The sequence below is a fragment of the Streptomyces sp. NPDC059909 genome (genome assembly GCF_042730885.1).
Classification (GTDB): Bacteria; Actinomycetota; Actinomycetes; order Streptomycetales; family Streptomycetaceae; genus Streptomyces.
Genome location: NZ_JBHWKX010000090.1, coordinates 1 through 22,084, shown reverse-complemented (window position 1 = coordinate 22,084; position 22,084 = coordinate 1). Strand labels below are relative to the sequence as shown.

Below are 22,084 nucleotides of genomic sequence, written 5' to 3'. Positions count from 1 at the left end.
ATCCAAGCCCAACTCCTCGACCTACTCGACGTCGACCCAACCCGCCCACGCTGGCTGGACACTCGTTTCCCCACCTGCGAAAGACGGGCCTAGTCCGCGGGCGCGGTCCTCGCAGGTCGCTCGGCACGCCGCGTTCCCACACCGCCTTCGTACGGCGTCTTCGCACGGTGCCTTCGTCGGACGTTGTCCCGGATCGTTCGCGATCGTTCCCGCCCGACGCCCCCGCGGGTCGGATTCGTTCGCCCGTACGAGCCCTCATACCAGAGCGGGACGCTCTTCGGGCAACTTTGTCAACTGCCCACCGCACATGAACGGTTGACGACTACCCTGTGTGGTCGGTGATCAACGGTGGGCACACGCCGTACCGGCGCGCCCGCCGTCGAGCCGCAGCTGAACACTCGCAGTACGCCGATGAGTACATCGATCGGTGCTCCGATTCCTGGGCACGTACCAAGGACGCTGATGTCTCAACTTCGCGCACCCGCCGCGCGGCCGGACCGCCGCGAAGGCGGACGGCACGGCCGGCCGGGCCCCAGATCGTCATCCGCCCCGGCCAGGCCGCAGACCACTCCGCCGTCGCCGGAATCCCGTATCCGTCCGCAACTGCTGCGCACCGCAATCCTGCCCGCCGTCGTCGTCTCGCTGAGCGGTGCCGCAGCGGTGCTCTTCACGATCCGCTCCACCGACGCGCGGCCGTCGGCCGCCCTGTGGGTCGCGCTCGCCGGCTCCGCGGCCCTGGCCGCCGCGGCCGTGGCGGCCGCGGCGATGGGCGCCGACCGGACCGCGAAAGCGGTGCTCGACCGCTGCCACGCCCTGCGCCGCGTCAGCGCCCGCAACCAGGCCGAACTGCGGGGCGTGGTCGAGGGCCTGCGCCGCGGCGAGCGCCCCCAGGCGCGCCGCGAGGGGCCGCCCCCCGCCCCCACCGGCGACGAATTCGATCTGCTCGCCCACGAGATGACCCGGTCGTACGACGCCTCGGTGGCCGCGATCGTCCAGGCGTCCCGGCTCTCCAGCAGCGCAGGCAACGAGCAGAAGGTCGAAGTCTTCGTCAATCTGGCCCGCCGGCTGCAGTCGCTCGTGCACCGCGAGATCCAGCTGCTCGACGAGCTGGAGAACGAGGTCGAGGACCCCGAGCTGCTCAAGGGGCTCTTCCACGTCGACCACCTCGCCACCCGTATCCGCCGGCACGCGGAGAACCTGGCGGTCCTCGGCGGCGCCATCTCACGGCGCCAGTGGTCCAACCCGGTCACCCTGACCGAGGTGCTCCGCTCGGCGATCGCCGAGGTCGAGCAGTACCCTCGGGTCAAGCTCGTGCCGCCGATCGACGGCACCCTGCGCGGCCACGCCGTCGCCGACGTCATCCACCTGCTGGCCGAACTGGTCGAGAACGCCACCCAGTTCTCCGCCCCGCACACCCAGGTCGTGCTGCGTGCCTCCCGCGTCACCTCGGGACTCGCCGTCGAGGTCGAGGACCGGGGCCTGGGTATGCAGCTCGTCGACCAGAACAAGATGAACGCCCTGCTCGCCGACCCCGACCAGGTCAATGTGGCCAAACTGCTGCAGGACGGCCGCATCGGACTGTTCGTGGTCTCGGCGCTCGCCCGCAGGCACGGCATCGCGGTGCGCCTCCAGGCCAACATCTACGGCGGGGTGCAGGCCGTACTCGTCCTGCCGCAGGGGCTGCTCGGGACGGAGTCCGGGGAACCGGCCGCGGAGCAGACCGGCGGTCAGGCCGCCGTGCCGAGCGCACCCCCGCCCTCCGTGCAGTCCGGCGGTCAGGCCGCCGTGCCGAGCGCACTGCCACCCTCCGTGCAGTCCGGCGGTCAGGCCGCCGTGCCGAGCGCACCCCGACCCACTGTGCAGAACGCGCCCCAGCCCGCCGCCGTCGCGGCGCCCGAGGACGTCACGCACACCGGGCCGCAGCGTACGCTCACGTACATCACGACGGGCCCCGCCATCCCGCACCAGTCGCCCCCGCACGAGCCCCCGGTGACGGCGGAAGGGAACGGCAACGGTCCTGGCAACGTGCATGGCGACGGGGCCGGCAATGCGCATGGCAACGGTCCTGCCGCCGGCCACGGCACCCCTCCCGGCACCGCCCCCCTCCCTGTCCGCGGTGAGCACGACGAGCGCCCCAACCCGGCCGCCGCGGCGCCCGGTGTCACCCACACCACCCCGCAGAACCCGGCCCAGCAGCCGCAGAACCCCGCCGAATCCCCGGTGGTCCGCGGCACCATGGGCCGTCCCACGCTCCCCAAACGCCGCGCCCAGGAACACCTCGTGCCCCAGCTGCGCGACGACCCCGCACCCCGCAGGGCCGAGGACCACGAGCTCCACGACCCCGGTCTGATGGCTGCCTTCCAGCGCGGCATCGGCCTTGCCGAGTCCCAGAGCCTCGGCACCGCCCACGAACCGCTTCAACAGGACGAAAACCACAAGGAGTAGATGCACCATGGCGAGCGATGTGCCGAGCGGCCATTCCTCGGATCTCGACTGGCTGCTCACCGGCCTGGTCCAGCGGGTGCCGTACACCCGCAACGCGGTACTGCTCTCCTCCGACGGCCTGGTGAAATCCGTGCACGGCCTCGACCCCGACAGCGCCGACCACATGGCGGCGCTCGCCTCGGGGCTGTACTCCCTGGGCCGCAGCGCCGGTGCCCGCTTCGGCGACGGCGGGGAGGTGCGCCAGGTCGTGGTCGAGCTCGACTCCACACTGCTGTTCGTCTCCACCGCGGGCTCCGGCACCTGTATCGCCGTCCTCGCCGGACGGGAGGCGGACGCCGCGGTGCTCGGCTACGAGATGACGATGCTGGTCAAGAGCGTACGGCCCTACCTGATCACCCCGGCCAGACAGCCGGCCGGGGCGCCGAGCGCCACGGGGCACTGATCGTGCCGACCCCGCAGGACGGGCCCTGGCTCGACGACGCGGCCGGCCGCCTCATCCGTCCCTACACGGTGAGCGGGGGCCGCACCCGTCCGACGGCCGCACTCGATCTGCTCTCGCTGGTGATGGCGACCGGCACCGCCCCGCCTACGCCCCTGGGGCCGGAGCACACCCTGGCCCTCGGCCTGTGCGACGGTCCGACCTCGGTGGCGGAGATCGCGGCGCACTTGCGGCTCCCGGCGGTCGTCACCAAGGTGCTCCTCTCCGATCTCGTGGACTGCGGGGCGGTCACCGCGCGGGCGCCCCGCTTCCAGGAGCCCCCTACCGACCGTTCCCTGCTGGAGGCAGTTCTCGATGGCCTACGACGACGGCTCTGAAGCCCGCGACGACAGCGGCGTGCACGAGGACCCGGGCCGCTTCGCCGCCGACCCCTTCCCCACCGCGCTGAAGATGCTCGTCGCGGGCGGTTTCGGGGTCGGTAAGACCACCTTCGTGGGAGCGGTCAGCGAGATCCAGCCGCTGAGCACCGAAGAACTGCTGACGACGGTGAGCGTGGCCACCGACAGCCTCGAGGGCGTCGAGTCCAAGTCCACCACCACGGTCGCCATGGACTTCGGCCGCATCACCCTCGACGACCGTCATGTGCTGTACCTGTTCGGCACGCCGGGCCAGGAGCGCTTCTGGTTCATGTGGGACGAGCTCTCCGAGGGCGCTCTCGGCGCGGTCGTCCTGGCCGACACCCGGCGCCTGGAGGACTGCTTCGCCGCGATCGACTTCTTCGAACGGCGCGGCCTCGGATTCGTCGTCGCCGTCAACGAGTTCGACGATGCGTACCGCTACGAGCCGGACGAGGTTCGGGCCGCGCTCGACCTCAGGCCGGAGGTGCCGGTCGTGACGTGCGACGCCCGGATCGCGAGCTCCGGGATCGGGACCCTGGTCACCCTCCTCCAGTACCTGCTGACCGCCACCCCGGCACCGGCACCTGAGCCGAGCTACGGAGCACCCTCATGACGTACGACCCGACCGGCCATCTGCTGCTGACCCCCGTCGACCGCGAGGCGCCCGTGCGGGTACGACGGCTGCGTCAACTGGGGCTGGGCGAGCGGCCCGACCCGGCCTTCGACGAGTTCGCCCACAGGCTCGCGAAGGTGATCGGGGCGCCGTACGCCATGGTCAACTTCATCGACGAGAAGCGGCAGTTCTTCGCGGGACTGCACACTCCCGCGGGTACGCACTCGGGCGGCGACCCCGGCGCCCAGTCGGCCCCGACCGGCGGTGACGTGAGCCGCTTCATGGCCCGCGACCACGGCTACTGCCCGCACGTCGTGGTGCGGCGCAAGGCCCTCGTCCTGGGGGACGTCTGCGACTACCCGCGGTTCGCCGGGAATCCCGTCGTCGACGAGATCGGCATCCGCTCGTACCTCGGGGCGCCGCTCATCGACCGCACGGGCATCGCGCTGGGCACGATCTGCGTGGTGGACACCGAGCCGCGGCCCTGGGGGCGGGCGGGCCTGGAGACCATCAAGTCGTTTGCGGCCGAGCTGGTCGAACAGATCCACCGCCGGGAGGACGGGGGACTGTGACGGCGGGACGGCCAGGGGCCCCGCTGCCCGCGGCCGGGTGACGCCCCGCGAGCCTCCGCCGGGCCCGGCGGCGACATCCGTCAGGCACGCCGCTCCAGTACGTCGACGGCGAGCCGCCGTACGACCGACTCGTCCACCTCCACCCCGAGACCGGGCGCGTCCGGCACATGCGCCACACCCTTCTCCACCCGTACCGTCTCCCCGGCGTACGGCGACTCGATGAACTGGCGGCCGTTGAGGTCGACCGGGGTCCCGACCCCGATGCCGTACGCGGCGAAGAGGTGCAGCGACGCCGCGAGCCCCAGATCGGAGTCGGTCAGACCCGACCCCATCAGCCGCACGCCGCAGTCCTCCGCGAGCGCGCACAGCCGCCGCGACAGAGTGAGCCCGCCACTGCGCTGCACCTTGGCGATGGCCACGTCCACGGCCTCCAGCCTCACGAACGTCGCGAGATCGGTCGGATGCCGCAGGCTCTCGTCGAGCGCGACCGGCACCGGGGAGTGCTCGCGCAGCCGTCGCAGGCCGGCCAGGTCGTTGGCCGGCAGGGGCTGTTCGAAGGCGGTGAGCCCGTAGGGCTCGAGGCGGCGGGCCATCCGCAGCGCCGCGTCCACCGTGTACGCCTGGTTCGCGTCGACCCACAGCGGCGCGGCCGGGGCGTGCTCCCGCACGGCCCCCACCACGGCCGCGTCGGTCGCCTCGTTGTGCAGCCCGATCTTCACCTTGAAGGCGCGGTAGCCCGCCTCCGTGCCCTCCGCGACGCTGTCGCCCACCTCGGCCGGCGACTGACCGGAGACGATCCAGCCCAGCTCGACCGACTCCGTGCGCCGCTGGCCCCACATGACGCCCAGGGGTACGCCGGCGGCACGCCCGAGCAGATCGTGGAGGGCGACGTCCACCGCGCTCTTCGCGAGCGGGGCGCCGATCGACAGCCCCCGGTTGACCGCCCGGTCGAAGGCCGCGTCCACGGCGTCCAGATTCCAGGCGGGGCGGCCGACGATCGCCGGGGCGAGATAGCGGTCGACGGTTGTGACGATGGACTCGGCGGTCTCGTACGTCCACGCGGGGATCGGGGTCGCCTCGCCCCAGCCGTACGCCCCGTCGGCACTCACCTTCACCAGGATGCGGATTGACGGCCGCCCGGCGACGGCGACCGCGCCGCCCGAAACACCGAAGGAGCGGCGGGTGGGCAGGGCGACCGCGAAGGTCTCTACGCGTTCGATGTTCATCGGGATTCCTCCGTGGATACCCCCGCCTTCAGGCGGGGGAGGAAACGGACTCCTGCGGAGCGGGGCAGGACAGCCGATTCGCCCTCGGGGCGGATCGTTTTCAGCATCAACTACCAGCATGCGGTCACAAGTTGAGGTGATAGTTTGTAAGATCATGGCCACTCACGTGAAGCGGGCGTTCAAGTACCGCTTTTATCCGACTGATGCGCAGGCAGCGGAGCTGTCGCGCACGTTCGGGTGTGTGCGAAAGGTCTACAACATGGCGCTCGCGGCCCGTACCGAGGCGTGGGCGCGACAGGAACGGGTCAACTACAACGCCACGTCGACGATGTTGACGGCGTGGAAGAAGAGCGAGGAACTGGCCTACCTCAACGAGGTTTCCTCCGTCCCGCTGCAGCAGGCACTGCGGCACCTGCAGGCTGCCTTCGCGAACTTCTTCGCCCGGCGCGCCAAGTACCCGCGCTTCAAGGCGAAGAAGAAGTCCCGTGCGAGCGCGGAGTACACCTCCTCCGCGTTCCGGCTCCGTGACGGTCGCCTGACGCTGGCGAAGATGACCGACCCGCTGGACATCATCTGGTCGCGTCCCCTTCCCGACGGTGCCACCCCGACCACGGTCACGGTCAGCCAGGACGGCGCGGGACGCTGGTTCGTCTCGATGCTGTGCGAGGACCCGGGAGTGAGGCCGCTTGCGGCTGTCGATGCGGCGGTCGGTATCGACGTCGGGTTGGAGCACCTGCTCACGCTTTCCACTGGGGAGAAGATCACCAATCCCCGGCATGAGCGCCGCGACCGCGAGCGCCTGGCCAGGGCTCAGCGGGCGCTGTCCCGCAAGGCCAAGGGCGATGGCGCCAACCGGCGCAAGGCCCGGCAGCGGGTCGCGGGAATCCATGCGCGGATCACCGACCGCAGGCGTGATGTGCTGCACAAGCTGACCACCCGACTCGTGCGCGAAAACCAAACGCTCGTGATCGAGGACCTGACCGTACGCACCATGGTCAAGAACCGGAGCCTGGCCCGCGCCATCAGTGATGCCGCATGGGCGCAGTTCCGGAGCATGCTGGAGTACAAGGCCTACTGGTACGGGCGGGAAGTGATCGCGGTGGACCGCTTCTTCCCCTCGTCCAAGCTGTGCTCCGCCTGCGGCACTCTCCAGCCGGAGATGCCGCTCAACGTCCGTACCTGGACGTGTGCCTGCGGGGCGACCCATGACCGGGACGTGAACGCGGCGAAGAACCTTCTGGCCGCCGGGCTGGCGGTGTCTGTCTGTGGAGCCGGTGTAAGACCTCAACGGAGAACTCCGGGCGGGCAGTCGGCGACGAAGCAGAAAACCCCACGGCGCGAGCCGTAGGAATGCCCCTCGTTCACGAGGGGGAGAAAGTCAACAAGGGGTCCTTTCGGCAGGCGGTGCGACGGGCGGGCGGGACGGTGGAGCGGTGCTCGCGCGCAGGACGACCTCGCCGCCGACCCGCAGGACGCGCGAGCGCCTGCCGGGCGCCTCGCGCAGAGCGAGGGCCATGGCCTCCTTGCCCATCGCGGTGAGCGGCAGCGCGACCGTGCTGAGCGGCGGAGTCAGCTCCCGTACGAGGGGGATGTCGTCGAAACCCGCGAGGGAGATGTCCTCCGGTACCCGGACTCCCGCTTCCCTGAAGGCCGCGAGCGCCCCCACCGCCATGACATCGGTGACGGCGAAGACGCAGGTGGGGCGGTGGGTGCCGGTACGGGCCAGCAGCTCGCGGGCGGCCGCGTACCCGCCCTGGCGGGTGAAGGCTCCGCGGACGACGGACTCCGGCCGCAGGGTCGCACCGCCCTGGGCGAGCCCCTCGCGGAATCCGGTCAGCCGGTCGGAGACGGTGGTGAGCTCGGGCGGCCCGCTGAGCACCGCGAACTCCCGGTGCCCCAGGGCGAGCAGGGAACGGGCGAGCGCCGCGGCCCCGGCACGGTTCTCGGGCAGGACGGCGTCCACTCGCAGGCTTCGATGACGGCTGACGACGGCGACGCGCCCGCCGGCCCGTACGTACGGATCGAGTTCGGCGGCCATCGCCCGCTCCCACGCGCGGTCCTGGAACCCGGAGCCGATGAGGAGGATGGCCCGGGCGCGCTGGGCGCGCAGCATCGAGACGTACGCGATCTCGCGCTCCGGCTCGCGGAAGGTGCTGGCCAGCATGACGAGGAGGTCCGACTCCGCCGCGGCGCGCATCACTCCGTCCGCGATGGCGGAGAAGTACGGGTCGCCGACGTCATGGCAGACGACGCCGACGGTGTTGTTGGAGGCGCTGGCGAGCGCCTGGGCGTGGGCGTTGGGGATGTAGCCCAGCAGGTCGGCGGCGGCGCGCACACGTTGGCGGAGTTCCTCCCTGACCCGCGTCGTGCCGTTGAGTGCTCTCGACGCCGTCGCCAGGGAGACCCCCGCCCTGCGGGCGACGGTGTCCAGCGTGACGTGCGGCTCCGGCGCAATGTGGGTGCGGTCCTGTGCTGGTGCCTGAGCTTGGCGTTCACTCAATCCGACCCCCGGAAACTTCGGGACGACCTATTGACCGTGCGTGCAGGCAGTCATTAGCGTGGCGACACCTTAGCAGAAAGCGCTTTCTGAAAGCGCTTGTTCGGAAGACACCGATCGCACAGCCGAACGGCCGCTCTTCGCAACTGCCCCGGATGCCCGAGGAGTTCATCGTGAGCCAGAGCGTCATACCGGCACCCGCCGCCGAGGTGAAGGGGGTTGCCCGGCGGAACAGCCCGGGGACGGGGGAGAGACTCGTCCGTGCCCTGGAGAAGAGCTGGCGGCCGTTCGCGCTGCTGCTCGCCTGTTTCGCCGCCTGGTGGGGGATCGCCGCCGCCGAGCTCGTCGAGCCGTATCTCGTCCCCTCGCCCGGCGCGACGCTGGACGTGCTGCTGGGGAAGACCGACTACATCTGGCACCACAGCTGGGTGACCACCTACGAGACGCTCATCGGTTTCGTCATCGCCGTCGCCGTCGGGGTGCTCGCGGCCGTGGTCATGGTCTACTCGGCGACCGTCGAGAAAACGCTCTATCCGATCCTGCTCTTCGCCCAGGTCGTGCCGAAGATCGCGATCGCGCCGCTCTTCGTCGTCTGGCTGGGCTTCGGCATCGCGCCGAAGATCCTGATCGCCGTGCTGATCGCCTTCTTCCCCGTGGTGATCTCGATGGTCACCGGACTCAAGGCGGTCGACCCCGAGATGCTGCAGCTCTCGGCCACCATGGGGGCGCGGCCCTGGCAGACGTTCGCCAAGATCCGCTTCCCGGCCTCGCTGCCGCATCTCTTCTCCGGCCTCAAGGTCGCCGTGACGCTGGCCGTGACCGGCGCCGTCGTCGGCGAGTTCGTCGGGGCGAACGAGGGACTCGGCTATGTGATCCTCCAGGCCAACGGCAACCTCGACACCCCGATGCTCTTCGCGGGGCTGCTCGTCATGTCACTCATCGGCGTCGTCCTCTTCGTCCTCGTCGAGATCGCCGAGAAGCTGCTGCTCCCGTGGCACGCCAGCCGCCGCGGAACCGACGTCACCACCACGTACTGACCACGACCACCACCCCGAGAGGGCCAGCCATGACTTCGCGCAGACTCCTGATCGGCCTCGTACCGCTGCTCCTGGTCGCCACGGCCTGCGGCGAGGGGGACGCGGGAACCACCACCAGCGACTCCGGCAAGAAGCTCGACAAGGTGACGCTGACACTCAACTGGTATCCGTACGGCGAACACGCGCCGTTCTACTACGGCAAGCAGCAGAAGATCTTCGAGAAGCACGGCATCGACCTGACGATCAACGCCGGGCAGGGCTCGCAGAAGACCGTCCAGGCGACCGGCGCGGGCCAGACCGACTTCGGCTGGGCCGACACCCCCGCCGTCCTCGCGGGCATCGACCAGGGCGTGAAGATCAAGAGCCTCGGGGTGTTCCTGCAGACGACGCCGTCGTCGGTGCAGTTCTTCGAGTCCGCGGGCATCAAGACGCCCGCCGACCTCAAGGGGAAGACCATCGCCGGGACGGCGGGCGACGCGCTCTCCAAGACCTTCCCGATCTTCCTCAAGAAGAACGGACTGGGCGAGACGGACGTCAAGGTCCAGAACACGGACCCCGCGGGCAAGATCGCCGCGGTGATCTCCGGCAAGACGGACGGGCTGCTCGGCTACGCGAGCGACCAGGGTCCGACCATGCAGAACAAGGCCAAGAAGACCGTGTCCTACCTCCGTTTCTCGGAGCACGGCCTCAACTTCTACTCCAACGGTCTGATCGCCGGTCAGAAGACGCTCGCCGGGCGCGCCGAAGTCGCCAAGCGCATGGTCCAGGCGGTCAGCGAGGCCTGGGCCGCCGCCGAGAAGGCACCGGACCCGGCCGTCGCCGCGATGGAGGGCGCATCGGAGCAGCTGCCTCCGAAGGAGGTCCTCGCCGAGCAGTTCAGGACGACGGTGACGCTGCTGCACACCTCGGCCACCCAGGGCAAGGCGCCGGGTGTCAACACCGGGGCCGACTGGCAGCAGACCATCGACGTCTTCGCGGAGGCCGGGATGGTCAAGAGCCCCAAGGCCGTGTCGGAGTACTGGGACAGCGCCACGGCGCTGAAGGGATGACGATGACCAGGGACACGACCCTGCGCAAGGCGGAGGACGCGGTGGACGCGAGTGACGCGGCGAGCGCCGCGGTCGGCCGGGACAGGCCGGCCGGCGGGAGCGGGGGAGCCGGCACCGCCGCGGTCGCTCTGGAGGACGTCGCGGTCCGCTTCCGTTCCAAGCACCGCGATGTCACCGCGCTGCACGAGGTCTCCCTTGATGTCGCCGCGGGCGAGTTCGTCGCGATCGTCGGACCGTCCGGCTGCGGCAAGTCGACCCTGCTCAAGCTCGTGGCAGGACTGCTGAAGCCGTCGGCCGGACAGGTCCGGCTCAGCGGCGAGGCCGTGAAGGGACCGCGCCACGACATCGGTTACGTCTTCCAGCGCGCCGCGCTTCTCGAGTGGCGTTCGGCCCGGCGCAACATTCTGCTCCAGGCCGAGATGCGCCGGATGCCGGCGGACCGGGCCCGCGCCCGTGCGGACGAGCTCATCGCGATGACGGGGCTCGGCGGCTTCGAGGACGCGTACCCGCACGAGCTGTCCGGCGGCATGCAGCAGCGGGTCGCGCTCTGCAGGGCGCTGCTGCATGAGCCGCCCGTGCTGCTGATGGACGAGCCGTTCGGCGCGCTGGACGCGCTCACGCGCGAGCAGATGAACATGGAGCTCAACCGGATCTGGCGGGAGACCGGCACCACCGTGCTGCTGGTCACCCACTCCATCTCGGAGGCGGTCTATCTGGCCGACCGGGTGGTGGTGATGAGCCCGCGGCCCGGCACCATCACCGAGGTCATCGAGGTCGGGCTGCCCGCCGAGCGGGACCACACGGAGACGCTGGGCAGGCCCGAGTTCCGCGAGGCCACCGGGCACATCAGGAATCTGCTGGGTGCCGCTTCCGCGCACGACTGAGGCCCGGGCCTCCTGCTGTCCCGAATCTGGGATACTCTCTCGAACATGAGAGATGCGGACGTCGACGTACGACTGGCTGCCCGGCTCGCCGAGTTGAGGGCCGGTCGCGGCTGGTCCCTGGACGAGCTGGCGCAGCGCAGCGGCATCAGCCGTTCGACCCTGTCGCGTGCCGAGCGGGGAGAGATCAGCCCCACCACCTCCCTGCTCGGCAGGCTGTGCGCGGTCCACGGCCGCACCATGTCGCAGCTGCTCAGTGAGGTGGAGGCGGAGCCCGCCCAGCTCGTACGCGCCGGCAGCCAGACGGTCTGGACGGATTCCGACGCGGGGTTCGTCCGCCGTTCCGTGTCGCCGCCGCAGGCCGGCCTGCGTGCCGAGGTCGTCGAAGGGCGGCTCGCCGCGGGCGCGGACCTCGCGTACGAGGGGCCGCCGGTGCCCGGCATGGAGCAGCACATCTGGGTGCTGGACGGCACGGTTGAGATCACCGTCGGCGACGAGACGCACGAACTCCATGCGGGGGACTGTCTGCGCTTCCGGCTGTGGGGCCCGACGCGCTTCCGGTGCCCGGGCCCGCAGCCGGTCCGCTACGCCGTCGTGGTGGTGCTGCCATGACCATGGCCCAGGACACGGTGACCCGTATCGACGCCGACGAACTCGGCACGATCGCAACCCAGTTGGCCGAGCTTCTGGTCGACGCCGTCGACGGCGGCGCATCGGTGGGCTTCCTGGCACCGCTCGACCGTGCCGTGGCCGCGGCCTGGTGGCGGACGCACACCGACGCGCTCGCCGCCGGCAGCCGCGCCCTGTGGACGGCCCGCACCGGGGGACGCATCACCGGCACCATCAGCGTCGGCTTCGCCACGTACCCCAACGGCGGGCACCGCGCCGAGATCGCCAAGCTCCTCGTCCACCGCGACGCCCGCGGCCGCGGCCTCGGCCGCACGCTCCTGAGTACCGCGGAGCGCGCGGCCGCCGACGCCGGTGTCACCCTGCTGCACCTCGACACCGAGACCGGCAGCCCGGCCGAGAGCCTCTACCGCAGGGCCGGGTGGACGCCGGCCGGGGTGATCCCCGACTACGCCGCCGACCCGGCCGGTGAACTGCGTCCGACCACGCTGTTCTACAAGCGCCTGGCGAGGCCGGGTCAGTAGCGCAGCCGCGACAGGTACGTGTAGCTGTTCTGCGCGGTCGCGAACGGATCGGCCGGCGAGTCGTGCTCGACGAGCCACTGCCGTACGCCCCCGCTGCTCGCCGTCTCGAACATCGTGGCGAAGTCGAGCAGGCCCGACCCCACGTCGGCGAAACCGCCGTCCGGGGCCATGTCCTTGACGTGGAGCGCGGGGAAGCGGCGCGGGTGGCGTACGAACAGCGTGCGCGGATCCGCCCCGCCCTTGGCCGCCCAGTACACGTCCAGCTCGAAGCGGACCAGCTCGGGATCGGTCTCGTTCAGCAGGATCTCGTAGAGGTTCTCGCCCTCCACGACGGCGTGGTCGCTCCCGTGGTTGTGGAAGAGCAACGGCCCGAGACCGGCATCCCGGGCCGCCTGGCCCGCCGTGTTGAACGCGCGTGCCGCCTCCCGGAATCCTGCCGGGGTGTGCATCTCGCCGGGCAGGCTCGGGACGACGATCCAGCGGGCGCCCAGCGTGTGGATGTCCTCCAGCGCCTGCGGCAGCCCGCTGCCGTTCACCGTGGTGTACGCGACGTGCTCCAGGACCGCCTTGAGGCGCGTCTCGTCGAGCGTCCGCCGGATCGCGGCGGCGCTGTTCCCGTGGCGGCCGCTCACACCGACCGTCGCATACCCGATCTCGGCGAGCCGGGCGAGCGTGCCCCCGAAGTCCTGCGCCAGAGAGGTGCGCATCGTGTACAGGTGCATGCCGAGTCCGGCAGGCGGGATGCGCCGCCGTCCGCCGCCGTCCCCGTCCGACCCGTCCGCCACGACCGCCGCCTGGGCGGCCGCCGGGATGCTCAGCCCCGCCGTCGCGGCAAGTCCGAGTGCCGTCCCGAGGAAGGCCCTTCGTGTGGAATGCATGAGATCTCCCCTCTCAGCTGACCGTGATCCGGACGGCGCCGGTCGTCGTGTCGCCCTTGTCGTCCGTGACGGTCAGATGCGCCGTGTACGTCCCCGGCCTGGCGTATGTGTGCGTCGCCCCGGGCCCCTCGGGGGCCGTGGCCTTGCTGTTGTCGCCGAAGTCCCAGTGGTACGCGGCGATCGTGCGACCGGACACCGGTTCCACGGTCGAGGCGAGCTCCACGGCGAGCGGAGCCGCGCCCGTCGCGGGTGTCGCGGTGACCGTGACCTTGGTCCCGGGGCGCTTCTCGACGCCCGGCCCGTTGAAGTGGAGCCAGTCGACGGCGAACAGGTCGGGCTTCTCCGCCGACCACCCGGCGTTCGTGAACACCGCGTACAACTTCACCGTGCGCCCCGGGTCCTGCAGCGTCGTGGTGGGGGACACGACATTGCCCCAGTCGCCGGTGTTCGGGACGGTGACCTGCCCGAGCAGCGGACCGGTGGGGGAATCGGCGCGGAACTCCACCGTGCCGCCGAGCCCGGCCGACGCCGCGCCGACCGTCACCGAGTCGATGCCCTTGAGGTGGGCCGGATCGAGCAGGATCCAGTCTCCGTTCTCGATCTCGGTCAGCCGCTTGCCGCCCGAGGCGTCCGCCCGGCTCGCCACGACGGCACCGCCCTGGGCACCTCCCGTCGTCGTGAAGTGCTCGGCCTCGCGGAACGCCGGACGCAGCGTCAGGGATGCCGACCCGGTCAGCGCGGGCACGCCGCCCGGGCCGCCCTTGTCCTCGTACTGTGCGCTGATGCCGTAGTACAGGTTCTGTCCGGGCCCATGGCTGTCCCCGGCGTCGGTCACGATCTCGCCCGCGCAGCCCGTGTAGTTGTCGAGCGGATGCAGATGGGAGTCGTGGCCGAGCTGGGACTGGACGACGACGCGCGAGCAGTCGATGGGCCCGTGCCGGCCGTCCTCCCTGTCCTTCACCCGCACGGTGAAGGGGATGGTGTCGCCGAAGCTGAACATGCCGCCGTTCGGGGGCTGCTGGATGGTCACCTCGGGGCGGGTGTTGCCGACGGTGATGTCCTGGACGGCGAGCGCGGTGAGCTGCTGGGGGCCTGTCACCGTGAGCCGCGCCGTGAAGCGGCCGTTGGTGTGGTAGGTGTGCGTCGGGTTGGCCTCGGTGGAGTCCGTCGTGCCGTTCCCGTCGAAGTCCCAGGCGTACGTCACCGGCTTGCCATCTGGCAGCCCCGAGCCCGTGCTGGAGAACTGCACGGTGAGCGGTCCGGGGCCGTTGTCCGGGGTCGCCGTCGCCTTGGCGTCGGGCAGCCGGCCGTCGGCGACGTAATCGATGCGGTAGATGCCCGAGCCCTCGTTGCTGCCGCCGCGGCCCGTGCCGCTGCCGAGCCCGAAGTCGATGACGTACAGCGCCCCGTCGGGGCCGAAGTCCGCGTCGAAGGGCTGGTTCCACGACATGTCACCGAACACGGCGTTGATGGACTGCAGATCGCCTGCCTTGACGGGCGCGAAGCGGGGATCGGTGAAGGACTGGTCCTTCTGCTGGAGCGAGAACGACTTGAACCACTTGCGGGTCAGCTCGTAGTTCAGCCACTTCCCCTCGAAGTACTCGGGGAACTTGGTGCGGTACGTGTTCGCCGGGTTGTAGTCGTAGACCGGGCCGCTCATCGGGCCGCCGCCCCCGGTGCCGAGCTCCGGGAACTCCGCGGATGCGGAGTAGGCGTACCAGACCGTGGCGGGCCGGGCCGGCGGCAGATCCCGCAGGCCGGTGTTGTTGGGCGAGTCGTTGACCAGCTTCGCGCAGTCGAACGTCGGGCCCGACGTCTTCGTCGCGAAGTCGTAGTCGTTGAAGGGCGTGTTGTTGCCGACGCAGTACGGCCAGCCGAAGTTGCCCGACTCGGTGATGCGGGTGTACTCGACGGTCCCCTCGGGGCCGCGGTCCGGACTGGCCTGCCGGGCGTCGGGACCGTAGTCCGCCACGAGCAGAGCCCCGCTCAGCGGGTCCGTCGTGATCCGGAACGGATTGCGCATCCCCATCGCGTAGATCTCGGCGCGGGTCCGGTCCGTGCCGGGCGCGAAGAGATTGCCGTCGGGAATCGTGTAGGTGCCGTCGGCCTTCGGGGTGATGCGCAGGATCTTGCCGCGCAGATCGTTGGTGTTGCCGGAGGTGCCCTGGGCGTCCCAGGCCCGGCGCCCCTCGCGTTCGTCGATCGGCGCGTAGCCGTCCGAGGCGAACGGATCGGTGTTGTCGCCGGTCGCGACGTACAGATTGCCGCTCTTGTCGAAGGCGAGGGAGCCCGCCATATGGGAATTGGCCCGGCCTTCACCGCGCAGGGTGGGGATGGTCAGCAGCCGCTTCTCCGACGCGGGGTCGGCCGTGTTGCCCGTGACCGTGAACCGGGAAAGGTTGAGCTGTTTCTCGGTCTTGTCCGAATGCAGCAGATAGAGCCAGTTGTTGGTCGCGAAGCCCGGATCGAGGGCGAGCCCGAGGAGCCCGTCGGACTGGCTGGTCATGTCCGGGGTGTACGCGAAGTCCAGTGCGGTCGTCACCTTCAGCGTCGACTGGTCGATGACCTTCAGCTTGCCGGTCCGCTGGATGAAGAAGACGCGGCGGTCGGGCGCGACGGCCAGCTCGAAGGGGTCGGCGAGATCGCTGGTGACGAGGGGAGTGCGCTGAAAGGCGCCGGTCCTGGTCGCGGTGCAGTCGCCGGGCTTGTCGCCCGCGGCCCACTGGATGCCGCCGAGCAGATGCTTGAGGAAGCCCTCTTCCTGGAACGCTGAGGAGGCATGGCCGCCGGCCGTGAACCAGGAGCGGCCGCCGTCGTAGTTCTGGCACCACGACCACGGGTGGTCGACGCCCTCGTCGAGCCCCGTGATGCCGTCGTGCACCTTGATCTGGGCGAGGGTGTGGACCTTGCCGGTCGGATTGGTCCGCCAGTTGTACCACTCCTCCGTACGCTCCCAGAGCTCCGGAAGTCCCTTGGTGGAGGGGTGGCTGTGGTCGAGCACCTTGATCCGGCCCGTCTGGACGGCGGGGTGCTTGTCGAAGATGGCGCCGACGAGGCCCTCGTACCACTGCCAGTCGCGCTCGCTCGCCGACGCGGCGTGCACACCGACCCAGCCGCCGCCCGCACGGATGTACTTCTGCAGGGCCGCCCGCTGCCCGGCGTCGAGCAGATCGCCTTTCTCCGGGGTCGAGTTGGTGTTGTTGAAGACGATCGCCTGGAACCGGGCGAGGTTGGCGTCGGTGAAGGCCGTGGCGTCGTCGGTGGCCTCGACCTCGAAACCGTTTTCACTGCCGAGCTTCTTGATGGCCTCGATGCCCGCCGGGATCGAGTCGTGGGCGAAGTTCGTGACCTTCGAGAAGACCAGAACGCGGAACGACGCCGCCTCGGCGCGGGGGGCCGTGGCCACCCCGAGTCCGACGATCAGCGCCAGTAGTGCCGTGACTGCCGTGATTGCCGTGCGTGCCCTGCGTGCTGTGCGCGTGGTGAGGGCTTTGACGGCGGTGACCGGTGACATTGCTCTTCGACTACTCATGGCGCTCCCGGTGCTGGTGAGGCGGCTGCGGGTGTCGTGGTGGACAGAAAGCGCTTTCCAGAGTGCGTCGCAAGCCTAGGTTCCGGTGTCGCGGGGGGTCAATGGGTCGGAAGAGGGCTCCGGTGAAGGCCCGTTGGCCGCGAGCGGCGATTGTCAGTGCGGCGTCGTACGGTCGGTGCATGGTCAACGCCGACGACGTACGCAGAATCGCGCTCTCGCTCCCCGGGGCGTTCGAGAAGCTCGCCTGGGGCATGCCCACGTTCCGGGCTGGCCAGGGCGGGAAGGTCTTCGCCTCGCTCGACGATGACGACGAGGTGATGGGCGTCAAGTGCCCCAAGGAGGACCGTGAGGAGCTGATCGCCTCCGAGCCGGACAAGTTCTTCCTGCGCAAGGGCCACGACGACAACTACGCCTGGCTGCGGGTGAGGATCGGCGCGCTCGACGACGAGGGCGAGTTGTACGCGATCCTGCTCGACTCCTGGCGCCAGGCGGCGCCGCGCAAACTGCTGGACATCTACCCGGAGTTGGGGGATGCGGGCACCCGGTGACGACGGCGGCGGCCGGCGATTGAGGAAGACGATCACCAGGGGTCGAAAGGTTTAGCGAATTCATTGTGACGACTTTCACCATGGCCGCTGCCTGCGCTAACTCATTGTGATGAGTTGCCTACAACTTCTGCACGTACAGTTACGTGTGTGCAGACAGTTGACGAAGGAGACTCATGCGACCGTTCGTACTGAACTTTGTACTTCCGGCCGTGAGTCCAGAGGTCACGGTTCCCTACACCTATGACCCTGCCCTGCAGTTGAACGTGCTGCCCGACGGGCGGCCCGCCGTCGACGACCGCGCCGTGCTCCTGGCCACCGGCACGACCACGTCCACGGCCGGTTCCAAGACGCACTTCGACGACTGAGCAGACCGGCGCGAGACATGACTGTGCTCATCCTGACCTGCAGGCAGGACGTCACGGCGGACATGGTGGTCGCCAAGCTGCACGAGCGGGGCGTGCCCCTGGTGCGCCTGGATCCCGCTGACGTACCCGGTGAGGCCGCCCTGTCGGCCGAGTACGTGCACGGCGACTTCTACGGCCATCTGTCCACGGACGGACGCCTGTTGAGCATGAGCGCCCTGCGCTCCATATGGGTCCGCCGGCCCGGCGAGCCCGTTGCGCACGCTCCCGAGCCCTCGGATTGGCTGACCGCGGAGACCGAACAGGCGCTGTACGGAATGCTCTACTCCGCCCCAGCGCGGTGGATGAACCACCCCTGCGTCTCCGCCCAGGCGCGGTGCAAGCCCTGGCAGTTGGGAGTGGCGCACCGCAGCGGTTTCGCCGTTCCGCCGACGGTCGTCACCACATTCCCACGCGTGGCACGGCAGTTCGCCGCGCAGTACCGGGACATCGTGGTGAAATCCGCGTCCGGCCCGCCGGCCGGCGGGCCCCCGGTCGCCCTGCCGACCACGCGCATCGGCCAGGACGCGGACTTCACCGGAGTGGCGGCCGGCCCCACGCTGCTCCAGCAGTACATTCCGAAAAGGGCGGACATCCGCCTGACCTCGGTGGGCGGCCGGCTCTTCGCCGCCCGCAAGATCTCCGCGTCCGACCAGGTGGACGGCCGGTACGGCACCACCGGCCACGGCTGGGAGCCCGCGGAGGTCCCCGATCGCATCGCCCGTGCCGTCCGCGAGTACACGAGCCTCGCCGGTCTGGCCTACGCCGCCTTCGACTTCGCCGAGGACGCCGAGGGTGTGTGGTGGTTCCTGGAGTGCAACCAGGGTGGCCAGTTCGGATTCATCGAACTGGAGACCGGCCAGCCCATCGCGGAGGCCGTCGCGTCCTGGCTCGCGGGTGGGCCGAATGGGGGAAAGGGCGTTACGGCGCCCCCATCGACCGGGAATGGTCAACCTGTTCTGTGAACAATTCGTTCTTTGAACACTTCTGACCGCTTCTGTGAAGGAGAAGCCATGCGTATGCGCACTCTGGTGGCGACCGTCGGGCTCACCGCTGCCGCCCTCTTCGGCGGCGCGGGTGCCGCCGTGGCCGACAACGGTGCCGAGGCCATCGGTGCCGCGGCGAACTCGGGCGGCCTCCTGTCGGGCAATGTCGTACAGGTGCCGGTGTCCGTGCCGCTCAACGTCTGCGGCAACACCCTCAACATCCTCGCTCTGCTCAACCCGGCAGCGGGCAACACCTGCACCAACGGCTGACGGCGGCCCGCCCGGCCGAGGCCCTGCGGCCTGTGCCGCGGCGAGCGCCGCTCAGCGGGCCAGGAACCCGCTGATCCGGTCCCGCAGGCCCGCCGGGTCCAGTCCGTGTGCCGTGAGGTGCTCGTCGATCCGGCCGTAACGGCGGAGTTCACGCCTGGCGACGCCCAGGCCGAGGACACGGTGCGGGATGTCGGCGAGCGCGTCGTTGACGGCGGACGTGGACGTACCGGCGAGGTACGGCTCGACGAGCACCACGTCCGCCGTCCGGCTGCCTGCCGCCCGGCGCACCGTCGCCGCGTCGAAGGGGCGAACGGTCGTCGCGTACAGAACGGCGACATCCAGGCCCTCCGTCGCCGCGAGGACGTTGTCCAGCATGGGGCCGACCGCGATCACGACCCCGTCGTGCCCCTCGCGCACGGTGAGGAAGCGCGCGCCGTCGACCGGCCGCGGCCGGTCGTTGGACTGCAGTGACAGCCGCACGTACACCCGGTCGTCGCCCGCCGCGGCCATCCGCAGCAGAGCCTCGGCCTCGTCGGGGTGGCCCGGCACATGGACGGTCCAGCCGTCGAGCGTGTCGAGGAGCGCCACATCGCCCGGTGCCATATGGGTGAAACCGCCCGCGGGCCAGTCGTACGACGCCCCGGCGCTCACCAGGACCCCGCCGACGTCCTGATGCCCGAAGTCGAGCTTGACCTGCTCGAAGGGCCGCTCCACCAGGAAGCTCGCGAAGGTGTGGACGATCGGCCGCATGCCGGTCAGGGCGAGCCCCCCGCCGGCGCCGATCATCAGCTGCTCGCGGATGCCCACGTTGATCACCCGCTCGGGGTGCGCGCGCTCGGCCTGCTGAAAGCCGTCCCTGCTGATCTCGGCCAGGACCAGGGCGAGCCTCGGGTCCTCGCCCAGCAGCCGTGTCGTGGTCGAGATGAAGCGCTCGCGCATCGTGTCCATGATCAATACCCCCTCGGTGGTCGTCAGGCGTTCTTGGGCTCGACCCGGGCCACGACGGCCCGCGGCCGGCCCGGATGCGGGGCGGTGAAAGCGGCGTACAGCGCCTTGTGATCGCGGCCGTCGACGGTCTCGGCCGACCAGCCCGCCGCCTCGAAGCGCGACGCGATGCCGCCGGGCCACCCGTAAGTGGCCGACGCGTTGTCGATCACCAGCGTGTGCAGCTGCTGCAGCCCCGCCGGGCCGGCGTAGGCGATCGCCTCGTGATTGCTGCCCTCGTCCAGCTCGGCGTCCCCGATCAGCACCCACACCCGTGGCTCGGTGCGCCCCTGCGCCCGCAGCCCGAGGGCAGTGCCCACGGCGAGCGGCAGCCCGTGCCCGAGCGACCCGCTTCCGATCTCGGCCCCGGGCACGAGGACCCGGTCGGGGTGGTGCCCGAGCGGTGAGTCGTACGACCCGAAGCCGGTCAGGAGCTCCTCGTCGAAGAACCCCTTCGCGGCGAGGACGGCGTAGTAGGCCATCGGCCCGTGCCCCTTCGACAGCAGGAACCGGTCCCGATCGGGGTCGTCGGCCGTCTCGGGCGTCACGCGCAGTACCCGGTCGTAGAGCACCCAGAGCGCATCGAGGGTGGAGGTTGCTGCGGGGCCGTGCTTCTCGTCGCCCGTCATCAGGGCCATGAGCGTGTTCAGGTCCTGGCGGCCACGCGTCGTGGTGATTCCCGTGTGCGTCATGGCACCCACCGTGCAACTTAAACCGCACTTGAGGTCAACGGGCAAACGGTTCGTGACCACGCGGGGAAGTGCGGTATGGTTCTCGTGCGCGTTCGGCCGGGGGAAACCCCAGGTCAGGCGGGCATCGGGACGTGGCGCAGCTTGGTAGCGCACTTGACTGGGGGTCAAGGGGTCGCAGGTTCAAATCCTGTCGTCCCGACTCGAAAGAGTCGCATGTCAAGGGGCCGTTTCAGAGCAATCCGAAACGGCCCCTTGATCATTCTTGGGGACCAGCCTCCTTGACCGCGTCAGGTGACGTCGGCGATGTGCACCGGTAGCGATCGTGGGGTTACCAAGGAAGGGTGCCCTCGGCGTCGAAGTAGCCTCCCGTGGGGCCGTCGGGGCCTACCTGCGCCATACGCACGATGATCTCGGCGCCCTGCTCGACGGTCTGGACGCCGGTGTTCCCGTTCAGGTCGGTCTTGGTGAAGCCGGGTTCCACCGCGTTGATCCGCATGTTGGGGAACGCCTTCGCGTACTGCACGGTGATCACGTTGACCGCTGTCTTCGACGCCGGGTAGGCCACGCCTGGGTAGGCGTACGACGGCGCACCCGGAGTGGTGAGCCGGGTCAGCGAGGCCAGGCCGCTGCTGACGTTGACCACGACCGGGACCTCCGAACGCTCGAGCAGCGGCAGGAACGCGTGCAGGACACGCACGGTGCCGAAGACGTTCGTCTCGAACGTGTGCCGCACCATGTCGGCGGTTACGTCCGCGGCACCGATCACGGAGTTGTCGGCACCCCTTTCCTCGATACCCGCGTTGTTGATCAGTACGTCCAGCCCCCCATCGGCCCCGATGGCCTTGGCCGCGGCCGCCACGGACGCGTCGTCGGTGACATCGAGCTGGACCATCCGCGCGCCCAGTTGCCCGGCGGCCCGGCGGCCGCGTTCGGCGTCCCGGCTGCCGATGTAGACGGTTTGGCCCGCGGCGATGAGGCGGCGTGCGGTCTCGAAGCCGAGATCCTTGTTCGCTCCGGTGATCAGTGTCGTAGTCATGCCTCCAGGCTGCGGCACACCGTCGGGGGCAGCCAGGAGTCCCCCCTTCCTGGGACTGTCAGTACCAGGAAGATCCGCGTGAGGCGGTGCACAGTGGGGGCATGGCAGGCACGGAGTTCGGGCGCACGGTGCGGCGCTGGCGCGACCGGGTCTCCCCGGAGGCGGCCGGGCTACCCGTCGGCGGCCAACGGCGCGCGGCCGGGCTACGCCGCGAGGAGCTCGCCCTGCTGGCCGGGATCTCGGTCGACTACGTGACCCGCCTCGAACAGGGCAGGGCGACCAACCGTTCCTAATCAGTGAGCAGGAGTGTGTCTTGGACCCACTGCCAGTCACTGCGCGCATCCCGAACGGTTTTGGGTGCGCTGGTCGCCCGCGTTCTTTGATGGTTCCCCGTCCGGGCGGGTGGCTCGTGACCACGGTCCGTGACGGGGCGGCGGGTTTCCTCACGC

At 70.2% G+C, this 22,084-nt stretch carries 22 protein-coding genes, 1 tRNA gene and 1 pseudogene; 17 read left to right on the top strand and 7 right to left on the bottom strand.

Annotated elements, in window-relative coordinates:
* Positions 1-462 precede the first annotated feature (462 nt).
* Genes ACFV9O_RS35020 through ACFV9O_RS35000 form a run of 5 tightly spaced genes read left to right on the top strand, consistent with a single transcriptional unit; the run spans position 463 to position 4,467 of the window.
* The gene (locus tag ACFV9O_RS35020) at positions 463-2,445 is read left to right on the top strand and encodes an ATP-binding protein (protein ID WP_385425506.1); all 1,983 of its coding nucleotides are present in this window, start codon (positions 463-465) and stop codon (positions 2,443-2,445) included.
* Between the two features lie 7 nt (positions 2,446-2,452).
* A complete protein-coding gene (locus ACFV9O_RS35015; RefSeq protein ID WP_385425503.1) occupies positions 2,453-2,887 on the top strand; it encodes a roadblock/LC7 domain-containing protein in 435 nt (144 codons plus the stop codon).
* A 2-nt stretch (positions 2,888-2,889) separates the two neighbouring features.
* Positions 2,890-3,261, top strand: coding sequence for a DUF742 domain-containing protein (locus tag ACFV9O_RS35010; RefSeq protein WP_385425500.1), 372 nt, complete (start codon positions 2,890-2,892; stop codon positions 3,259-3,261).
* Positions 3,239-3,895 carry an ATP/GTP-binding protein gene (locus tag ACFV9O_RS35005; RefSeq protein ID WP_385425497.1) on the top strand — a complete coding sequence of 219 codons (657 nt, stop codon included), beginning with the start codon at positions 3,239-3,241 and terminating at the stop codon, positions 3,893-3,895. The genes ACFV9O_RS35010 and ACFV9O_RS35005 overlap by 23 nt, the downstream gene beginning before the upstream one ends.
* Positions 3,892-4,467 (top strand): GAF domain-containing protein, encoded by a 576-nt coding sequence (locus ACFV9O_RS35000; RefSeq protein WP_385425494.1) that lies wholly within the window; start codon positions 3,892-3,894, stop codon positions 4,465-4,467. Before ACFV9O_RS35005 ends, ACFV9O_RS35000 begins: the two co-directional genes overlap by 4 nt.
* Before the next feature lie 80 nt (positions 4,468-4,547).
* On the opposite strand, the gene ACFV9O_RS34995 is transcribed toward ACFV9O_RS35000, so the two are convergent.
* A complete protein-coding gene (locus ACFV9O_RS34995; RefSeq protein ID WP_385425491.1) occupies positions 4,548-5,693 on the bottom strand; it encodes a mandelate racemase/muconate lactonizing enzyme family protein in 1,146 nt (381 codons plus the stop codon).
* A gap of 154 nt (positions 5,694-5,847) precedes the next feature.
* Here ACFV9O_RS34995 and ACFV9O_RS34990 point away from each other — a divergent pair, with 154 nt between their 5' ends.
* The gene (locus ACFV9O_RS34990; RefSeq protein ID WP_385425512.1) at positions 5,848-7,041 is read left to right on the top strand and encodes an RNA-guided endonuclease InsQ/TnpB family protein; all 1,194 of its coding nucleotides are present in this window, start codon (positions 5,848-5,850) and stop codon (positions 7,039-7,041) included.
* A 30-nt stretch (positions 7,042-7,071) separates the two neighbouring features.
* Here the strand turns inward: ACFV9O_RS34990 and ACFV9O_RS34985 are convergent, their stop codons facing one another.
* Entirely contained in the window at positions 7,072-8,148 is a 1,077-nt protein-coding gene (locus ACFV9O_RS34985; RefSeq protein ID WP_385425509.1) for a LacI family DNA-binding transcriptional regulator, read from the bottom strand.
* A gap of 197 nt (positions 8,149-8,345) precedes the next feature.
* Between ACFV9O_RS34985 and ACFV9O_RS34980 the strand changes: the two genes are divergently transcribed.
* From ACFV9O_RS34980 to ACFV9O_RS34960, 5 genes are read left to right on the top strand one after another with little or no spacing between them, the layout of a single operon-like run.
* A complete protein-coding gene (locus tag ACFV9O_RS34980; protein ID WP_385425488.1) occupies positions 8,346-9,227 on the top strand; it encodes an ABC transporter permease in 882 nt (293 codons plus the stop codon).
* A gap of 29 nt (positions 9,228-9,256) precedes the next feature.
* Positions 9,257-10,276, top strand: coding sequence for an ABC transporter substrate-binding protein (locus ACFV9O_RS34975; RefSeq protein ID WP_385425486.1), 1,020 nt, complete (start codon positions 9,257-9,259; stop codon positions 10,274-10,276).
* Positions 10,273-11,160 (top strand): ABC transporter ATP-binding protein, encoded by an 888-nt coding sequence (locus ACFV9O_RS34970; RefSeq protein WP_385425483.1) that lies wholly within the window; start codon positions 10,273-10,275, stop codon positions 11,158-11,160. The genes ACFV9O_RS34975 and ACFV9O_RS34970 overlap by 4 nt, the downstream gene beginning before the upstream one ends.
* A gap of 45 nt (positions 11,161-11,205) precedes the next feature.
* A complete protein-coding gene (locus ACFV9O_RS34965; RefSeq protein WP_385425480.1) occupies positions 11,206-11,769 on the top strand; it encodes a helix-turn-helix domain-containing protein in 564 nt (187 codons plus the stop codon).
* Positions 11,766-12,308 (top strand): GNAT family N-acetyltransferase, encoded by a 543-nt coding sequence (locus tag ACFV9O_RS34960; RefSeq protein ID WP_385425477.1) that lies wholly within the window; start codon positions 11,766-11,768, stop codon positions 12,306-12,308. The genes ACFV9O_RS34965 and ACFV9O_RS34960 overlap by 4 nt, the downstream gene beginning before the upstream one ends.
* Here ACFV9O_RS34960 and ACFV9O_RS34955 read toward each other — a convergent pair.
* Complete coding sequence (locus ACFV9O_RS34955; protein ID WP_385425474.1) at positions 12,302-13,186, bottom strand: sugar phosphate isomerase/epimerase family protein; 885 nt, start codon at positions 13,184-13,186, stop codon at positions 12,302-12,304. The genes ACFV9O_RS34960 and ACFV9O_RS34955 overlap by 7 nt on opposite strands.
* A 13-nt stretch (positions 13,187-13,199) precedes the next feature.
* Positions 13,200-16,718, bottom strand: coding sequence for a ThuA domain-containing protein (locus ACFV9O_RS34950; RefSeq protein ID WP_385425471.1), 3,519 nt, complete (start codon positions 16,716-16,718; stop codon positions 13,200-13,202).
* A gap of 179 nt (positions 16,719-16,897) precedes the next feature.
* Here ACFV9O_RS34950 and ACFV9O_RS34945 point away from each other — a divergent pair, with 179 nt between their 5' ends.
* From ACFV9O_RS34945 to ACFV9O_RS34930, 4 genes are all read left to right on the top strand, one after another.
* On the top strand, positions 16,898-17,266 hold the full coding sequence (locus ACFV9O_RS34945; protein WP_385425468.1) for an MmcQ/YjbR family DNA-binding protein: 369 nt from the start codon (positions 16,898-16,900) through the stop codon (positions 17,264-17,266).
* A 173-nt stretch (positions 17,267-17,439) separates the two neighbouring features.
* Positions 17,440-17,631 carry a putative ATP-grasp-modified RiPP gene (gene tgmA, locus ACFV9O_RS34940; RefSeq protein ID WP_262008761.1) on the top strand — a complete coding sequence of 64 codons (192 nt, stop codon included), beginning with the start codon at positions 17,440-17,442 and terminating at the stop codon, positions 17,629-17,631.
* Positions 17,632-17,648: 17 nt separating this feature from the next.
* A complete protein-coding gene (gene tgmB, locus ACFV9O_RS34935; protein ID WP_385425465.1) occupies positions 17,649-18,632 on the top strand; it encodes an ATP-grasp ribosomal peptide maturase in 984 nt (327 codons plus the stop codon).
* 48 nt (positions 18,633-18,680) lie between these two features.
* Entirely contained in the window at positions 18,681-18,923 is a 243-nt protein-coding gene (locus tag ACFV9O_RS34930; protein ID WP_385425462.1) for a chaplin, read from the top strand.
* 51 nt (positions 18,924-18,974) lie between these two features.
* Here ACFV9O_RS34930 and ACFV9O_RS34925 read toward each other — a convergent pair whose 3' ends face one another.
* The gene (locus ACFV9O_RS34925) at positions 18,975-19,871 is read right to left on the bottom strand and encodes a transketolase family protein (protein WP_385425459.1); all 897 of its coding nucleotides are present in this window, start codon (positions 19,869-19,871) and stop codon (positions 18,975-18,977) included.
* A gap of 23 nt (positions 19,872-19,894) precedes the next feature.
* Positions 19,895-20,599 carry a transketolase gene (locus ACFV9O_RS34920; protein ID WP_385425456.1) on the bottom strand — a complete coding sequence of 235 codons (705 nt, stop codon included), beginning with the start codon at positions 20,597-20,599 and terminating at the stop codon, positions 19,895-19,897.
* 125 nt (positions 20,600-20,724) lie between these two features.
* Here ACFV9O_RS34920 and ACFV9O_RS34915 point away from each other — a divergent pair.
* Positions 20,725-20,798, top strand: a tRNA-Pro gene (locus ACFV9O_RS34915).
* Between the two features lie 129 nt (positions 20,799-20,927).
* Here the strand turns inward: ACFV9O_RS34915 and ACFV9O_RS34910 are convergent.
* Entirely contained in the window at positions 20,928-21,635 is a 708-nt protein-coding gene (locus tag ACFV9O_RS34910; RefSeq protein ID WP_385425454.1) for an SDR family NAD(P)-dependent oxidoreductase, read from the bottom strand.
* Positions 21,636-21,736: 101 nt separating this feature from the next.
* On the opposite strand from ACFV9O_RS34910, the pseudogene ACFV9O_RS34905 reads away from it, so the two are divergent.
* Positions 21,737-21,925: pseudogene (locus tag ACFV9O_RS34905) on the top strand (helix-turn-helix domain-containing protein); the annotation flags it as partial.
* Between the last annotated feature and the right edge of the window lie 159 nt (positions 21,926-22,084).

What these genes read in the sequence shown, in the direction of transcription:
- ACFV9O_RS35020 (WP_385425506.1), top strand. Translation starts at nt 463, where the DNA reads ATGTCTCAACTTCGCGCACCCGCCGCGCGGCCGGACCGCCGCGAAGGC.
- ACFV9O_RS35015 (WP_385425503.1), top strand. Translation starts at nt 2,453, where the DNA reads ATGGCGAGCGATGTGCCGAGCGGCCATTCCTCGGATCTCGACTGGCTG.
- ACFV9O_RS35005 (WP_385425497.1), top strand. Translation starts at nt 3,239, where the DNA reads ATGGCCTACGACGACGGCTCTGAAGCCCGCGACGACAGCGGCGTGCAC.
- ACFV9O_RS35000 (WP_385425494.1), top strand. Translation starts at nt 3,892, where the DNA reads ATGACGTACGACCCGACCGGCCATCTGCTGCTGACCCCCGTCGACCGC.
- ACFV9O_RS34995 (WP_385425491.1), bottom strand. Translation starts at nt 5,693, where the DNA reads ATGAACATCGAACGCGTAGAGACCTTCGCGGTCGCCCTGCCCACCCGC.
- ACFV9O_RS34990 (WP_385425512.1), top strand. Translation starts at nt 5,848, where the DNA reads ATGGCCACTCACGTGAAGCGGGCGTTCAAGTACCGCTTTTATCCGACT.
- ACFV9O_RS34980 (WP_385425488.1), top strand. Translation starts at nt 8,346, where the DNA reads ATGCCCGAGGAGTTCATCGTGAGCCAGAGCGTCATACCGGCACCCGCC.
- ACFV9O_RS34975 (WP_385425486.1), top strand. Translation starts at nt 9,257, where the DNA reads ATGACTTCGCGCAGACTCCTGATCGGCCTCGTACCGCTGCTCCTGGTC.
- ACFV9O_RS34970 (WP_385425483.1), top strand. Translation starts at nt 10,273, where the DNA reads ATGACGATGACCAGGGACACGACCCTGCGCAAGGCGGAGGACGCGGTG.
- ACFV9O_RS34965 (WP_385425480.1), top strand. Translation starts at nt 11,206, where the DNA reads ATGAGAGATGCGGACGTCGACGTACGACTGGCTGCCCGGCTCGCCGAG.
- ACFV9O_RS34960 (WP_385425477.1), top strand. Translation starts at nt 11,766, where the DNA reads ATGACCATGGCCCAGGACACGGTGACCCGTATCGACGCCGACGAACTC.
- ACFV9O_RS34955 (WP_385425474.1), bottom strand. Translation starts at nt 13,186, where the DNA reads ATGCATTCCACACGAAGGGCCTTCCTCGGGACGGCACTCGGACTTGCC.
- ACFV9O_RS34950 (WP_385425471.1), bottom strand. Translation starts at nt 16,718, where the DNA reads ATGAGTAGTCGAAGAGCAATGTCACCGGTCACCGCCGTCAAAGCCCTC.
- ACFV9O_RS34945 (WP_385425468.1), top strand. Translation starts at nt 16,898, where the DNA reads ATGGTCAACGCCGACGACGTACGCAGAATCGCGCTCTCGCTCCCCGGG.
- tgmA (WP_262008761.1), top strand. Translation starts at nt 17,440, where the DNA reads ATGCGACCGTTCGTACTGAACTTTGTACTTCCGGCCGTGAGTCCAGAG.
- tgmB (WP_385425465.1), top strand. Translation starts at nt 17,649, where the DNA reads ATGACTGTGCTCATCCTGACCTGCAGGCAGGACGTCACGGCGGACATG.
- ACFV9O_RS34930 (WP_385425462.1), top strand. Translation starts at nt 18,681, where the DNA reads ATGCGTATGCGCACTCTGGTGGCGACCGTCGGGCTCACCGCTGCCGCC.
- ACFV9O_RS34925 (WP_385425459.1), bottom strand. Translation starts at nt 19,871, where the DNA reads ATGGACACGATGCGCGAGCGCTTCATCTCGACCACGACACGGCTGCTG.
- ACFV9O_RS34920 (WP_385425456.1), bottom strand. Translation starts at nt 20,599, where the DNA reads ATGACGCACACGGGAATCACCACGACGCGTGGCCGCCAGGACCTGAAC.
- ACFV9O_RS34910 (WP_385425454.1), bottom strand. Translation starts at nt 21,635, where the DNA reads ATGACTACGACACTGATCACCGGAGCGAACAAGGATCTCGGCTTCGAG.